9 protein-coding genes are annotated in these 14,073 nt (G+C 57.1%); 4 read left to right on the top strand and 5 right to left on the bottom strand.

Annotated features, from left to right (window positions below):
- Positions 1-4: 4 nt before the first annotated feature.
- Complete coding sequence (gene parE / locus DBR02_RS06770) at positions 5-1,897, top strand: DNA topoisomerase IV subunit B (RefSeq protein ID WP_107533826.1); 1,893 nt, start codon at positions 5-7, stop codon at positions 1,895-1,897.
- A gap of 69 nt (positions 1,898-1,966) precedes the next feature.
- Here parE and DBR02_RS06765 read toward each other — a convergent pair whose 3' ends face one another.
- The 5 genes from DBR02_RS06765 to DBR02_RS06745 form a co-directional block, all read right to left on the bottom strand.
- Positions 1,967-4,102, bottom strand: coding sequence for a fimbria/pilus outer membrane usher protein (locus tag DBR02_RS06765; RefSeq protein ID WP_233157761.1), 2,136 nt, complete (start codon positions 4,100-4,102; stop codon positions 1,967-1,969).
- Positions 4,103-4,143: 41 nt separating this feature from the next.
- On the bottom strand, positions 4,144-4,578 hold the full coding sequence (locus DBR02_RS06760) for a DUF1090 domain-containing protein (protein ID WP_063451158.1): 435 nt from the start codon (positions 4,576-4,578) through the stop codon (positions 4,144-4,146).
- Positions 4,579-4,704: 126 nt separating this feature from the next.
- Entirely contained in the window at positions 4,705-7,857 is a 3,153-nt protein-coding gene (locus DBR02_RS06755; RefSeq protein ID WP_107533824.1) for an ATP-binding protein, read from the bottom strand.
- On the bottom strand, positions 7,844-8,479 hold the full coding sequence (locus DBR02_RS06750) for a response regulator transcription factor (RefSeq protein ID WP_107533822.1): 636 nt from the start codon (positions 8,477-8,479) through the stop codon (positions 7,844-7,846). The genes DBR02_RS06755 and DBR02_RS06750 overlap by 14 nt, the downstream gene beginning before the upstream one ends.
- A gap of 265 nt (positions 8,480-8,744) precedes the next feature.
- Positions 8,745-10,874, bottom strand: a complete 2,130-nt coding sequence (locus DBR02_RS06745; protein WP_107533820.1) for a TonB-dependent siderophore receptor — start codon at positions 10,872-10,874, stop codon at positions 8,745-8,747.
- A gap of 368 nt (positions 10,875-11,242) precedes the next feature.
- Between DBR02_RS06745 and DBR02_RS06740 the strand changes: the two genes are divergently transcribed.
- The 3 genes from DBR02_RS06740 to DBR02_RS06730 are packed head-to-tail and all read left to right on the top strand — an operon-like array spanning position 11,243 to position 14,072.
- A complete protein-coding gene (locus DBR02_RS06740) occupies positions 11,243-12,055 on the top strand; it encodes an ABC transporter ATP-binding protein (RefSeq protein ID WP_063451162.1) in 813 nt (270 codons plus the stop codon).
- Positions 12,052-13,035 carry a FecCD family ABC transporter permease gene (locus DBR02_RS06735; RefSeq protein ID WP_107533818.1) on the top strand — a complete coding sequence of 328 codons (984 nt, stop codon included), beginning with the start codon at positions 12,052-12,054 and terminating at the stop codon, positions 13,033-13,035. Before DBR02_RS06740 ends, DBR02_RS06735 begins: the two co-directional genes overlap by 4 nt.
- Positions 13,032-14,072, top strand: coding sequence for a FecCD family ABC transporter permease (locus DBR02_RS06730; RefSeq protein ID WP_107533817.1), 1,041 nt, complete (start codon positions 13,032-13,034; stop codon positions 14,070-14,072). The genes DBR02_RS06735 and DBR02_RS06730 overlap by 4 nt, the downstream gene beginning before the upstream one ends.
- The last annotated feature ends 1 nt before the right edge of the window (position 14,073 follow it).

Genomic DNA, 14,073 nt, shown 5'->3' with positions numbered 1-14,073 from the left:
AATCATGACGCAAACCTATAACGCTGATGCCATTGAGGTACTCACCGGGCTTGAGCCGGTTCGCCGCCGCCCGGGGATGTACACCGATACGACGCGCCCAAACCACCTGGGCCAGGAAGTAATTGATAACAGTGTGGACGAAGCGCTGGCAGGCCATGCCAAACGCGTGGACGTTATCCTGCACGCCGATCAGTCGCTGGAAGTCATCGACGACGGTCGCGGCATGCCGGTGGATATTCACCCGGAAGAGGGCGTCCCTGCCGTTGAGCTGATTCTCTGCCGTCTGCACGCGGGCGGTAAGTTCTCCAACAAAAACTACCAGTTCTCCGGCGGTTTGCACGGCGTGGGGATCTCCGTGGTTAACGCCCTGTCGAAGCGCGTGGAAGTGAACGTCCGTCGTGACGGTCAGGTCTATAACATCGCGTTTGAAAACGGCGAAAAGGTACAGGATTTGCAGGTCGTCGGGACGTGCGGTAAGCGCAACACCGGCACCAGCGTCCACTTCTGGCCTGACGAAAGCTTCTTCGACAGCCCACGTTTTTCCGTTTCTCGCCTGTCGCACCTGCTAAAAGCCAAAGCGGTGCTGTGCCCCGGCGTGGAAATTACCTTTAAGGATCACGTTAACAACACCGAGCAGAGCTGGCGCTACGAAAAGGGTCTCAACGACTACCTGAGCGAAGCGGTTAACGGCCTGCCGACCCTGCCGGAAAAACCGTTCGTCGGTAATTTCGAAGGCGACACCGAGGCGGTGGACTGGGCGCTGCTGTGGCTGCCGGAAGGCGGCGAGCTGCTGACCGAAAGCTACGTCAACCTGATCCCAACCATGCTCGGCGGTACGCACGTCAACGGCCTGCGTCAGGGTCTGCTGGATGCGATGCGCGAGTTCTGCGAATACCGCAACATTCTGCCGCGCGGCGTGAAGCTTTCCGCAGAAGATATCTGGGACCGCTGCGCCTACGTGCTTTCCGTGAAGATGCAGGATCCGCAGTTTGCCGGTCAGACTAAAGAGCGTCTGTCGTCGCGCCAGTGCGCGGCGTTCGTTTCCGGCGTGGTGAAAGATGCGTTTACCCTGTGGCTGAACCAGAACGTTCAGGCTGCTGAGATGCTGGCTGAAATGGCCATCTCCAGCGCCCAGCGTCGTCTGCGTGCGGCGAAGAAAGTGGTGCGTAAAAAGCTGACCAGCGGCCCCGCGCTGCCGGGCAAGCTGGCGGACTGTACCGCGCAGGATCTCAACCGCACCGAGCTGTTCCTCGTGGAAGGGGACTCGGCGGGCGGATCGGCCAAGCAGGCGCGCGATCGTGAATATCAGGCGATCATGCCGCTCAAGGGTAAGATCCTGAACACCTGGGAAGTCTCGTCCGATGAAGTGCTGGCCTCGCAGGAAGTGCACGACATCTCCGTGGCGATCGGCATCGATCCGGACAGCGAAGATCTGAGCCAGCTGCGCTACGGCAAGATCTGCATTCTCGCGGATGCGGACTCCGATGGGCTGCACATCGCCACGCTGCTCTGTGCGCTGTTCGTTAAGCACTTCCGCACGCTGGTGAAAAACGGTCACGTCCACGTGGCGCTGCCGCCGCTGTACCGTATCGACCTCGGCAAAGAAGTTTACTATGCGCTGACGGAAGAAGAGAAAGCGGGCGTGCTGGAGCAGCTCAAACGCAAGAAGGGCAAACCGAACGTGCAGCGCTTTAAGGGGCTGGGCGAGATGAACCCGATGCAGCTGCGTGAAACCACGCTGGATCCGAACACCCGCCGTCTGGTGCAGCTGACCATCAGCGATGAAGACGAACAGCAAACCAACGCCGTGATGGACATGCTGCTGGCCAAGAAACGTTCTGAAGACCGACGTAACTGGCTACAGGAGAAAGGCGATATGGCGGATATTGAAGCCTGATGTACTGGCCCTCAGCCTCCCAGGTGGCTGAGGGATCGCCGGGCACCGGGGCATTGCGCCATAATCCCGTCAGCGAAACGCTGTCTTTTCCGGTTTCAAAAAACGCAGATTAACAATTGCGCCGTCGGTGGGGACGGTCTCCAGCTCATTCACATCCATATCAGTCCCTTCAGGCAGGCTGAGGCTGTCAACCGTGATGCGGTTTACTCGCCAGGGAGTGAGGTAACTCACCAGCAGATCGCCCTCTGCGTTGGTGGTCGAACCGAACTGGTTATAAAATCCAATCTTCGCCGAACCTGGCACCTGAACCAGTGCCGCAGTACTTCCCAGCGTCTGGCCCAGGACAACCCCCTCCTGATATAACAGCACGCTGCCGCTGACGTCTCCATGATAATCACGTTGCGTGCCGCTGCGGGTCATACTGACGTTCAGCTCCCCGCTGTTGTACTGATAGCCGATACTGCTTTTCAGGGCATCGTTCCCGTGTTCGCTATGCTCCGCCGTCACGTCATAACGCAGGCTATAATCATCCAGTAGCGAGCCATTGACGTTGATTCCATGGGTATTCTTGTTTCGGCTGGCGAGGTCAGAAACCAGTCCCACATTGGTAAAATGGCTTCCAATGCTGAAGGGGATGCTGATGTTAAACCCCAGCGTTGATTCAGGGGCAGTGTCGCCGTAGCGGTCATAGCCGCCATAAAGCGAAAAATCGACGTCCTCCCAGCTGGCGTCAAGGCTCAGGGTGAGGCTGTTACTGCCCGCCTCGCGAGCGCGTGATTTCAGCCAGCGCCACGAGAGGCTCAGACTCGAGTTTTCATCGAAGTTTTGCGTCAGCTCAATCTGGCCCTCAAGGGCACGCTGAGTGGTGTCATCATCGAAACCCCAGGCCAGCACCGAGGCGCGGTTTAACCGCTCCTCAAGCGAACGATACTGGCTACCGCGTGGGTACCACTGAAGCTGGGCGTTAAGGCTGGTTTCGGTTTGGAAAAATGTTTTGGCATAACGCATTCGCCCGACGCTGCCGCTGAGCGCTTTGCCCTGCTGGCGGTAACGGGCGTTACGTACATCCGCAGACAACGCTCCCCATTTGCCCATATTGCCGCCCAAACCCACAACATGGCTGAAGTAATTTTCGCCCTGCTGTATGCCACCAAAAACGGTAGCGCGCGGGGCGACGCCCCAGGAGAGCGTGCTCTGCCAGAAACGATCTTTATCCAGCTCCACGCCGTGAAAGGGTTTATAACGCCCGGCGACCAGCTCGTAACTGAACATTTTATACTGCACCAGATTGGGCATGATCGAGTACGGAATGGACCGGGTACGCTCGCTCCCGTCGCTCTCCTGAATCGTCAGCTCAAGGTTGCCCTGTAAATCTGGTGGATAAAAATCACGGATAACGAAGGGCCCCGGTGGGACGTGAATGCGATAGACGCGCTCGCCGTTCTGGCGAAGCGTGACTTCTGCTTCGCTGCGCGCATAGCCGTTAATCAGCGGCGAATAGGGCCGCCAGCTATCCGGGAACATCGCCTCATCGCTGGCCAGGGAAATCCCCCGATAGGACATACTGTCGAACAGGTTCGATGAGGTGTAACCGTCGCCAAGGTTAAGCCGGGATCGCATAGACGTGATACTGCGCCAGACAGAGGCTGAATTGCTGTAAGAGCCGTGCTGGCGGTCCGCCTCTCGCCAGAATGTATTCTGGTAGCGCATGCGCCATGGTCCGACGTTGAGGCCGTTTTCCAGCACGAGCGTTGCATCGGTGCCCGGCGTATCCCAACGGTACTGCGCACGTTGGTTATTGACGTCCAGCCGGTAGTTAACAAACAGGGCATTAATTCCATCATCCCAGCGGCTGGTACTGACCCCGTTTTGCTGCGGATTAAACGCCTCCTGGGGAAATAAAAGCGTGAGCAGGCTGGCATCCGGACGATACCAGGACTGGAGGTCGAAGGCGTTCGCCGAGTCGGCGCTCAGACATGCCCTGGTGTCCCAGTGAAGCCTGTCAAGCACGGAGGATTTTACGCCCCACTCTTCAAGGAGAGGACGCGTCAGGCAGGGTTTACCGGAGTGAAAATCCAGAAAGATTGAGCCTTTATAGTCGTTATTAAGAATAACCCATGTCTTTTCATTTGCAGACGCAGCGTTTGCTGTCAGTAACAGCACCATCACTCGAATTGCATGGTGGATCTGCATCTGCGTTAACATCGTGGGCAGCTTTTGCTGCCCACGATTAAGCTCGCTATGGCTTATTTATTGAGGGCAGCCAGCTCAGCACGAGCCTGATTCAGCTCCTGCTGAATTTCACGCAGATCGGCCTGTTTTTCTGCCAGTTTTCTCTGGTACTTGGCGATCTTCTTAGCATCACCCTTCGCTTTAGCTTCTGCCAGATCGGCCTGAACTTCAGCAACGTCGCCACGTTTTTCAGCCAGTTTTTTCTCCAGCTTACGCACGTCTTTCTGGGCATCAGCCAGAACGCTTGCATTAGTACAGTGGGCTTTGACTTCTGCCAGAGCTTTTTTCAGGCCATTCACTTTGTAGATATTGCCGTACTGCTGGGCAATTTTAATCTCTTTTTCCAGCGCAGCGCTTTTAGCAGCACAGCTTTCAGCGGCATGTGCTGATGCTGTTGCGAACATACCAACAGCTGCAACGACAGACAGAACGGAAACTAATTTCTTCATAGTCTTTCTCCTTTGTTGATGTATTGCCTGAACGGATGCTCCGGCAATCTCCTGTGAACAAAAGAGTACTGCAACGCGGATAGCCAAAACGATGCAGACGCGTCCTCAACGCATGTAGGACGTGGATTAAGGTTGTCGTCCTGAATCGTACCAACGCTGTAACGCGGCGCGTAGCTGCTCAAGTTCAGCTAACAGCTGGTGGATCCCGTCGCGGTCCGGGTTGGCTTCCTGGGCTTCACAGCGGGCTATCAACGCGGGCACGCCCAGTAACGCCAGCCCGCCGCGCAGTTTGTGCAGCGTCTCACGCAGAGCGGTATCCGGCGTCACGAGCCAGGCGCGCAGGTGGGCAAGGGATTCATCAATGACCGAAATCTGGAGCGAAAGGAACAGGGGCAGGTTATCCCCTTCCAGCAATTCGGGCGGCAGGTTGCACGCTATTGACCCTTGCGAGCTTTCGGCAATCGGGGCTGATCCCTTCAGGGGGGCCAGCAGTTCCGCAAGCATAGTGAGGGTGATCGGCTTAAACAGACAGTGGCGCATACCGGCTTCTCTTGCTCTCTCCCGGACAACTTCCCGTGCGTCAGCGGTCGCGCCAAAGACCACAATGTCGGGGTAGTTCGTATGAATTATCTGAGCCAGCTCAAACCCACTCATGCCGGGCATATTGCAATCGGTGATCACCGCATCCGGTTGCGCATGCTGTAGTGCTTCCAGCGCAGAGGCTGAGCTGTCGGCGTCGATCGCGCGATGACCAAGCCAGCTCAGCTGCTGGCTGAGTACCATTCTGCCGACGGGATTATCATCAACAATCAAAACGCGCAGGGAGGGGCGAGAAAGCGGGGGCGCAGGCTGTATATCAGTAACATCCTGGCGTTCTGCCATTATCGGCAGCTTAAGGGAGACTGTGACCGTCGTTCCCTGTCCAGGCTCGCTGTGGATCGCTAAACTGCCGCCCATCATCATTGTTAACGTGCGGCAGATATAAAGGCCCAGCCCGCTCCCCTGTGCAACGTTAGGGGTGTTTCCCTGAGCGAAGGGCTGGAACAACCGCTGTTGGGTGGCCTCGTCGATACCTACCCCGGTATCGACGACCGTGATACGCAACAGCAGATAGCCCTCGTCGCGTCCGTCGAGCTGCACGCTCAGCGTTATCTGTCCGCGTTCGGTGAATTTGATCGCGTTTCCGACGATGTTAACCAGAATCTGCCTGAAACGGCTGCGATCGACCAATACGTCCTCCCGCAATTCGGCATCACGTTCCAGTACGAAGGCCAGTCCTTTTTGCGCCGCCATGCCTTCGAACAACATGGCGGGCTCCTCAATCAGCTTGCGCAGCGAGGAACGCTCGGGGCGAAGCACCAGGCGGCCAGATTCGATACGCGACACATCGAGTATGTTGCCGATCAAATCCAGCAGGGCCTGGGCGGCATCCCACGCCACCTGCACGGACTGGCGGTTTTGCTGGGTATCGCCAGGGCGTTTCATCACGAGCTCCAGCATCCCCATGATGGCGCCGATCGGTGTGCGTATCTCGTGGCTCATGGTTGTCAGAAACACGCTCTTCGCACGGCTGGCGCGGTGCGCAAGTTTCCTGGATTGTCGCTGGGCCGAAATGATTTTCAGCATGCGCTGCTGATAGTGCAGATGGCGACGATAACCCCACGCGGCGGCGAGGCAGAGAAGGAACGCGATTGCCACTCCGACGCTCATTACCGTGCTCAGCGCGACCTGTTTTGGTCCTGTCGACGTGAAGCTGTTACCCGCATTTCCGCCACGGGTCAGGGCATGGAGATCCTCCGGCGGAATATTAATGAGCGCTTTATTGAGAATGGTGATCAAAGGCCAGGACTGGCGGGACGCCCCGAACGAAAATCGCATTGGGTCGATGTCGATGCTTCCCAGAATACGGAGCGCGGCATACTCTTTATTCGCCAGGAGCGTATTGGCGACGATCAGCGGCATGGCCATCATTTTGTCGTTACTGTGAACAATGCGGTTAAGCCCCTGTCGCCAGGTGTCGACCTTTTCCGTTTGGCCCCCGCTCTGCTTACGTAACCACTCTTCGGGCGACTGCCCGTCCAGGCTGAGTACGCCGGGACTCACCGCGCCAGGAACTGAGTGCGCTTGTCCGACCATCACCCAGGAGTTATAGAGCCAGGTGCGGGTGGTCAGTAAATCGGTGCGCCAGATATCCCCCTGCGTCACGCCTGCAACCAAATCCGATTTTCCCGCTTTTACCGACGCCAGGGCCGCCCTTTGGGTAGGAAAACGCTGGATAACAAAGGTAAACCCGGTGCGAAGCTGTAATGCGGTCAGGACATCGGCAATAATGCCACGCATCTTGCCGCCTTTATCAAAAAAGGCAATCGGTGGGTTATCCTCGGCCACTGCCACCCGTATACGTTTGTGCTCATCAATCCATTTCTTCTCCAGCGACGTAAAGACCGGTTTCTGCTCGCTGAGTGAAAGCGGGATGCCGCCATTCCACCGACGGTGTATCTCTACGCTCGCACTTTCCGGTAACGCGGCCAGAAAGTTATTCAGCACCGTGATCCAGATGTGCATCTTTGGCATTGCCGCAAAGGAAAATCCTGACACGGGGAAGGGGGTGTCGAGAGGGCGAATAAGTAAGTTGCTGATGTTGGACTGGTTCACCAGATAGCGAGCGGTGACGCCATCGCAAAAGAAAAGGTCGATTTTTCGAAACGCGAGTGCTTCCAGCGCGTGGCGTGGTGAATAGAAGGGGACGATCTCCGCGTTCGGGTAGCGCTCCAGGACGCGTTGAGGATCGTAGCCCGGCGCGATGGCAATCTTTCTGACCGCATCATCCTGTGTGGCTTCGTTATTGACCACTTCAACGGCAGAATTTGGGCTGTAAGGGTGGCTCAGTATCAGCCCCTGATGATGCTGGTTATCGCTGGCCTGCGCGATGAAATCGGCTTCCCCTGCGCGTAACGCTTCCAGTGCAGCCTGATAGTTTGGGTAGCGAATCACCTCTATTTCGACGCCCAGGTTATCCGCCGCCAGACCGATGAAATCGGCATTGATGCCACCGTAATCATTCAGGCCGGTGGTAATGTCATAGGGCGGCGACATCGGCAGCCAGACGGCCAGGCGGATCTTGCGGTGTTCACGCAGCCAGCGCCATTCGCTTGCGCTGAGCCCCGGGTCGGCAATCGTCTCCATGCTGCGGGAGAGAAGCTTAAGAGGTTCTTGCGCCGTCGCACCTTGAGCCATAAACGCGACGAGCAACAGCAGCAGTCCGCTAAGTATTCTCATTATCAGACTCTCTGAAGATCAGCGAAATGAGCTGATTGAGATCGTCGCAGCCACATTTTTGCAGCATCCGGGTTTTATAGGTGCTAATGGTTTTATTGCTGAGCATCAGGAGATCGGCAATCTCTTTGTTACTCTTGCCCTGTTTCAGGTAATTGAGAACGGCCATTTCACGATCCGAGAAGCGGCTTGAGAGTGATTCAGGCGCATCGCTTTTTTCATTGATGCTGGCGGCTTTGAACAGCGTCCCTTCGGGAAAACATTGATAGCCCGTCATAATAAGCCGGCACAGTGGCTCAACGTTTTCCAGCGGCATATTTTTATTGATAAAGCCCTGCGCCCCGGCCTGGAGCGTTCTCAGCGCATATAACCCTGCTGACTGGCTGGTAAAGATCAGGATTTTAAGTTCCGGGAAGTGTTGTTTAATTCGGGGCAACAGGTCGAGGCCATCGGCGTGCTTAAGTTCGAGATCCAGAATTAATAAGTCCGGACGCTGCTGATGCAGCTGGGACAGCAGTTTTTCACCTGTAGAGGTACTGACGACCATATCTCCATGTTTCTCCAGCAGTACCTTTAAAGCAAAACAAATTGCTGGATGATCGTCTGCAAGCAAAATCGAAATCATACTACCGCTTGTCCTTTTGGTGGCTTCACTGACTCCTTCTACCTGAGGGGCAATATAGTAATCAACAGCGCATAAGAACGATATAGCAAAAGGCTGGATTTAAGAATTTGGAGCCAGGATTAAGGAAGCTTTTACTATTTCAGCGCGGCTTATTCCGAATAAAGAATTAATTGAAATGTGGAGGTTGTTCGCTATTGGGGCAATTAAGATTTTTCCTGTTAAAAGTCCAGGCCCGGTAGAGGGTATCGCCACCGGGCCGTTCTTATTAAAACGCCATCTTCACCGTAAACCGCACTTCACGCGGATCGCCAATCTGATTGCCCAGGTTGTTGGTCGCAATCGACGACGTGTAGTAGGTCTTATCAAACAGGTTCTTCACGTTCACCTGTAGCGTCACCGGATATTGCAGCTTTATTTTGTACGCCGCAAATGCATCCGCCACGAAATAGCCCGGCAGATAATAATCCGCACCGTTGGTTGCTGAACGACGGCTCACGCCGTGCCCGCCGCCGCCAATTGTCAGCGTATTCCCGGCAAACGCATTGTGAATATCGTACGTCAGGAACAGGGAGCCGGTATGGCGAGGCACGTTCGGCAGCGGTTTGCCCGCGTAGTCCGGATCTTCCAGCACTTTCGCGTCGGTATAGCCATAGCTCGCGATAATGTTGGTGTTCTCCGTAAGCGATCCGGCGAGATCCACCTCCACGCCCTGCGAGCGCACGCGGCCTGCGGTTTTAGCCACGGTTTCGTCACCCACGCTCTCGGTATACAGCACGTTGCGCTTGTGAATATCAAACAGAGCGATATTGGCCGTAATTCCGTCAAACAGGTCGAACTTAGCGCCGATTTCATAGGCATTTGACGTCTCTGGTGGCAGGTTGCCGATGTAGCTCGCAATCGACGATTGCGGCATAAACGTCTGGGAATAGTTGGCAAATAAAGAGACCGCAGGCGTGAGCTTGTAAACCAGGCCCAGCTTCGGCGTCCACTGGTCGTCGCGGCTGTCGGTGTTCACGTTAAACGGACGGCCTTTGCCCGCGTACTGGGTGTAATACTGGTAGCGCAGACCGGCAACGGCAATCCATTTATCGGTCAGGTACAGCGCGTCCTGTGCATAGGCGGAGTAGCTCTCCTGCCTGATGGTCTGGTCGCTGTCGGAGGCTGAAACGGTGGTGCACTTGCCAATATCGCCATACGTCGGGTTGTAAATATTGAAACCTTTAACGTTCTTGCAGCGGATCATATCCGTGCGCAGCAGGTCGTAATTCTCATACGAGATGCCGGTCAGGATCTCATTGTAGAAGCCTGCGATATCCACGTTCCCCTGAAGATCCGCGCGGGTGGTGTGCATCCGCTGGGTCGATCCCTGCGTGGCATCCACACGGCGAGTCAGGTTGCCGGTTTTTGAATCGTAGGCCATTACGCGCGCCTGGTTATCGCTGTATTTGTCCTGACTAAAGCTGTAGTCGAACTTCGCGGTCCACTGGCCGTTGAGGCGATATTCCGCGTTGAGCTGAGCGAGATCGGACTGCCCGTCAGTAACGTTAAACGGCTCGTCAAAGCGCGTTTTGCGATCCACGTTTACCGGCTGCTTAGTGTTGAGATCGAAAATTGTCCCGCGATCGAACGGCGTCTTATAGTCGCGATGCGAATAGAGCGCCGTCACGGTGGCATCATCGCCGAACCAGGTCAGCGACGGGGCGATAAAAGTGCTGCGCTCGGTGCCAAAATTGCGCCAGTAATCTTCGTCCTGATATTCACCCGTCAGGCGATACGCCAGGCGCGTGCCTTCAATCGGGCCGGTGACATCGAACTGCCCGGTGCCGCCGCCAAAGCTCGAGGAGGTAGCTGATAGCGTGCCGCCAAAGTGGGTCTCCGGGCGTTTGGTCACCACGTTAATCAGCCCGCCGGGGTCGAGGATCCCGTACAGCGTTGAGGCTGGACCTTTCAGCACTTCCACGCGCTCGGTTGACGCGTTAAAGCTGCGTGGCAGCACGGTACGCAGGCCGTTGGTCATGATCGACCCGTCGCGGTTCGCGCCAAAACCGCGGCGCACAAAGGCATCCTGCGTGCCGCCCAGGGTGTTGGTCTGCACCACGTTGCTGACGTTATACAGCGCCTCGTCGAGCGTCGTCGCGTGTTGATCTTCCAGCACTTTGTCGCTAACCGTGTTCACCACCTGCGGGATGTCCAGCATCGGCATGTTGGTTAGCGTGGCGGTGGAGGTGTTGAGGGGCTGGTAGCCGCTGGTAGCGTCAAGGGTAGCATTCGGATCGGCGGTAACGGTCAGGGTGTCGCCGTCTTTTGCCGCTGCATGTACCAGGGGAGCCATAAACACCAGTGAAAAGAGCGCGCGCCCTTTTATCCCAGAGAATGAAGGTGTGAATTTAGCCATTAAATCTGTTATCCCGAAAAATCCGGCGAGTGAAGGCTCGCGGAGAAATGTGTGAGTCATTGCCCTTACGGTCTGTTCGTTAGCCTGAATGGCATCGAACTTGTAATTGAGAATCATTCAAACATGAGCAAATGTAGTAGTAAATGAAAAAAAGAAAAAATCGACTACAGCGAGTTATCGCGGCTATTTAGCGCGACTTACGATATTTAACTTTATGAATTAAAACAAAAAATACTTCTTGATGACTGTGTTGTGTTATGCATTCACCCCTGGTTTTTTTAGGGCTTTACATGGCTTGACTACTACACGGCGCAGCGGCAAACTTCTTAAAAGAGAATGAGTTTTATTTTTATTACGTTGGCATTCACGTGGCTCACAACACGACAACCTCGGGTCTGGTTCTGAAGAACCTTTCAGCGGGTTACCAGAAAAAAATCATCGTTGATGATATCTCCCTCACGATCCCCCAGCAGAAAATAACCGTTCTGGTGGGGGCGAACGGCTGTGGAAAATCCACGCTGCTGAGCACCATCGCGCGTCTGCTCCAGCCGCTTGGCGGCAGCGCGGTGCTGGACGGCAAAGCCATCCACGCGCAGCCCACTAAAGCGGTTGCCCGGCAGCTCGGCATCCTGCCGCAGTCTCCGCTGCTGCCGGAAGGGTTAACCGTATTTGAGCTGGTCTCGCGCGGGCGTTTTCCCTGGCAGAACCTTATGCGCCAGTGGAGCGAGGAAGATGAGCGGGCCGTGGAAGAGGCGTTATGTTTGACGGGCACGGCGGCGTTTGCCGATTTGCCCGTGGAAAGCCTGTCCGGCGGCCAGCGCCAGCGCTGCTGGATCGCGATGGCGCTGGCACAGCAAACGCCGTATATCCTGCTTGATGAGCCGACCACTTACCTCGATCTTCGCTATCAGGTAGAGATCCTCGAACTGCTGCATACGCTCACGCGCCGGCACGGACGCACGGTGGTAGTGGTACTGCACGATCTCAACTTCGCCGTAAACTACGGTGATTCGCTGGTCTTTTTACGTCAGGGGAAAGTCGAGGGCGTATTGCACGAAGGCGACACCTGCACGCCGGCGCTCATTAAATCGGTGTTTGATGTTGATGTGCATATGTCTGTTAATCCGCTGACCGGTAAGCCCTTTTTTATGCCGTTTCGTCAGGCGGCCGACAAATCATGATGCGCACGTCTCTGGCTTTCATCCTGTTCACGTTGCTGCTGGGGGCCGGTGCGATTGCCCACCTGGGCATTGGCGCGCGCGTTATCGCTCCGCGAACGGTGGTGGAGGCATTCTTCCACTTCGATCCGCGCAATTTTGACCATAACGTGATCGTCAGGCTGCGCTTGATACGCCTGTGCGCCGCCATGGTGACGGGCGCCGCGCTCGGCGTCGCGGGCGTGCTGTTGCAGTCGGCGATCCGCAATCCGCTCGGTGAACCGCACATCCTGGGGCTAAATGCCGGGGCAGCGCTGGCGGTTGTGCTGACCAGCGCCCTCGGGCTGTCACTGCCGTTTGGGCGGCCGCTGATTGCCTGCGCAGGCGCCGCCGTGCTGTTTCTGCTGGTGCTGATGTTTTCCTCATCCGGGCGTACCGGGCTCACGCCGATGAAGGTCACGCTGTGCGGCGTGGCGATGTCGGCGTTTGCCTCGTCGATTACCGCCACCGTGTTGATTCTGGATGAACAGACGCTGCTCGCCATGCGGACCTGGCTGGCGGGAGATTTGGCGGGGTTAAATGCAGACGCTATCCGCAGCGCTGCTGGGGTAGCAGCCGTGGGTTTTGCGCTGGCGCTCTGGCTGTCGCCAGCAATGAACATGCTGGCGCTGGGCGACAGCATGGCGCAGGGGCTTGGCGTGTCGCTCTTAAAAACCCGCCTGTTCGCGCTGCTGGCCATTGCCCTGCTGTGCGGCGCGGCCGTTTCCATTGCCGGGCCGATCGGGTTTATCGGGCTCGTGGTGCCGCAGCTCGTGCGTCGTCTGGTTTCGGTGGACCTGCGGGTGATGGTTCCGCTTTCGGCCCTGTGCGGGGCACTGGTTCTGCTGCTGGCGGATATTGCCGCCCGCACGCTGTTTACGCCCTATGAGCTGGCAACGGGCGTCATGACCGCCATGGTCGGCGCACCGATCTTTATCTTCATGGCCTCGAGGATGTTCAAATGAATCGGGCCGGGCTGCGTGCGTTACGCCTCGGGCCCCTCTCGGCGCTGGTTCGCCCGAGGGCGCTGTGGTATCTGACCGTTTTAACCCTTGCCGCTCTCCTGCTGCTGAGTTTTGGCCTGACGCACGGCTCGCTGCCCATTCCTGCTTCCGCCATCGGACGTGCGCTGTTTTACCCTGAACGTCTGACGACAGATGCGCATTACATCGTGATGGATATCCGTCTGCCGCGCCTGCTGATGGGGGTGCTGTGCGGGGCGATGCTTGGCATGGCGGGGGCAGCCATGCAGTCCATCACCCGTAATGGGCTCGCCGATCCCGGACTCATCGGCGTGAAAGAGGGCTGTAGCGCGGCGGTGCTGCTGCTGATTTTTCAGTTTCCGGCAGTGGGGCTGGCGTGGCGTCCGCTGGTCGGCATGGCGGGTGGGCTACTCACCGCACTGCTGGTGGTGGCGCTGTCCCGCGATATCTCGCGTCCGCGATTCATCCTGATCGGCATAGGCGTGTCGTGGACGTTTGCCGCCGCGATGGGCGTCTTTATGACCACTGCCGACGTGCGCGACGTGCAGACCGCGATGCTGTGGCTGGCCGGAAGCCTGCATGCCGCTAACTGGACCTTGCTCGGCATGGCTGCGGCCTGGGCGCTGCCCGCGTTTGCCCTGCTGCTTTTTACCGGGCGCGCCGCGGACGTGGCCTTGCTCGGCAATCAGGCCGCAACGGGGCTTGGCGTGCGCACCTCACGTCTCGCGCTGCTGCGCGTGTTTGCGCCCGTGGTGCTGACGGCGGCCTGCGTCTCCTGCGTGGGGAGTATAGGTTTTGTCGGGCTGATTGCGCCGCATATGGCGCGCCTGCTGCTGCGCGGCGGGCAAACCGCATTGCTGACGGGAAGCGCCGTGCTGGGCGCGCTGCTGGTGCTGCTGGCGGATAACGTCGGGCGGCTGGCATTCCTCCCGTTGCAGCTGCCGGCAGGCATTGTCATTTCACTGATTGGCGGACCATTTTTCCTGCTGCTGCTCTGGCAGCGTCGGGACCGATTTTAGG

The organism is Enterobacter cloacae complex sp. (assembly GCF_900322725.1).
Taxonomy (GTDB): Bacteria; Pseudomonadota; Gammaproteobacteria; order Enterobacterales; family Enterobacteriaceae; genus Enterobacter; species Enterobacter quasihormaechei.
Note: the sequence above shows the minus strand (reverse complement) of the source record. Positions and strands in the feature narration are given on the sequence as shown.

Excerpts from the sequence above, each read along its gene's own strand:
- parE (WP_107533826.1), top strand. The coding sequence starts at position 5 with ATGACGCAAACCTATAACGCTGATGCCATTGAGGTACTCACCGGGCTT.
- DBR02_RS06765 (WP_233157761.1), bottom strand. The coding sequence starts at position 4,102 with ATGTTAACGCAGATGCAGATCCACCATGCAATTCGAGTGATGGTGCTG.
- DBR02_RS06760 (WP_063451158.1), bottom strand. The coding sequence starts at position 4,578 with ATGAAGAAATTAGTTTCCGTTCTGTCTGTCGTTGCAGCTGTTGGTATG.
- DBR02_RS06755 (WP_107533824.1), bottom strand. The coding sequence starts at position 7,857 with ATGAGAATACTTAGCGGACTGCTGCTGTTGCTCGTCGCGTTTATGGCT.
- DBR02_RS06750 (WP_107533822.1), bottom strand. The coding sequence starts at position 8,479 with ATGATTTCGATTTTGCTTGCAGACGATCATCCAGCAATTTGTTTTGCT.
- DBR02_RS06745 (WP_107533820.1), bottom strand. The coding sequence starts at position 10,874 with ATGGCTAAATTCACACCTTCATTCTCTGGGATAAAAGGGCGCGCGCTC.
- DBR02_RS06735 (WP_107533818.1), top strand. The coding sequence starts at position 12,052 with ATGATGCGCACGTCTCTGGCTTTCATCCTGTTCACGTTGCTGCTGGGG.
- DBR02_RS06730 (WP_107533817.1), top strand. The coding sequence starts at position 13,032 with ATGAATCGGGCCGGGCTGCGTGCGTTACGCCTCGGGCCCCTCTCGGCG.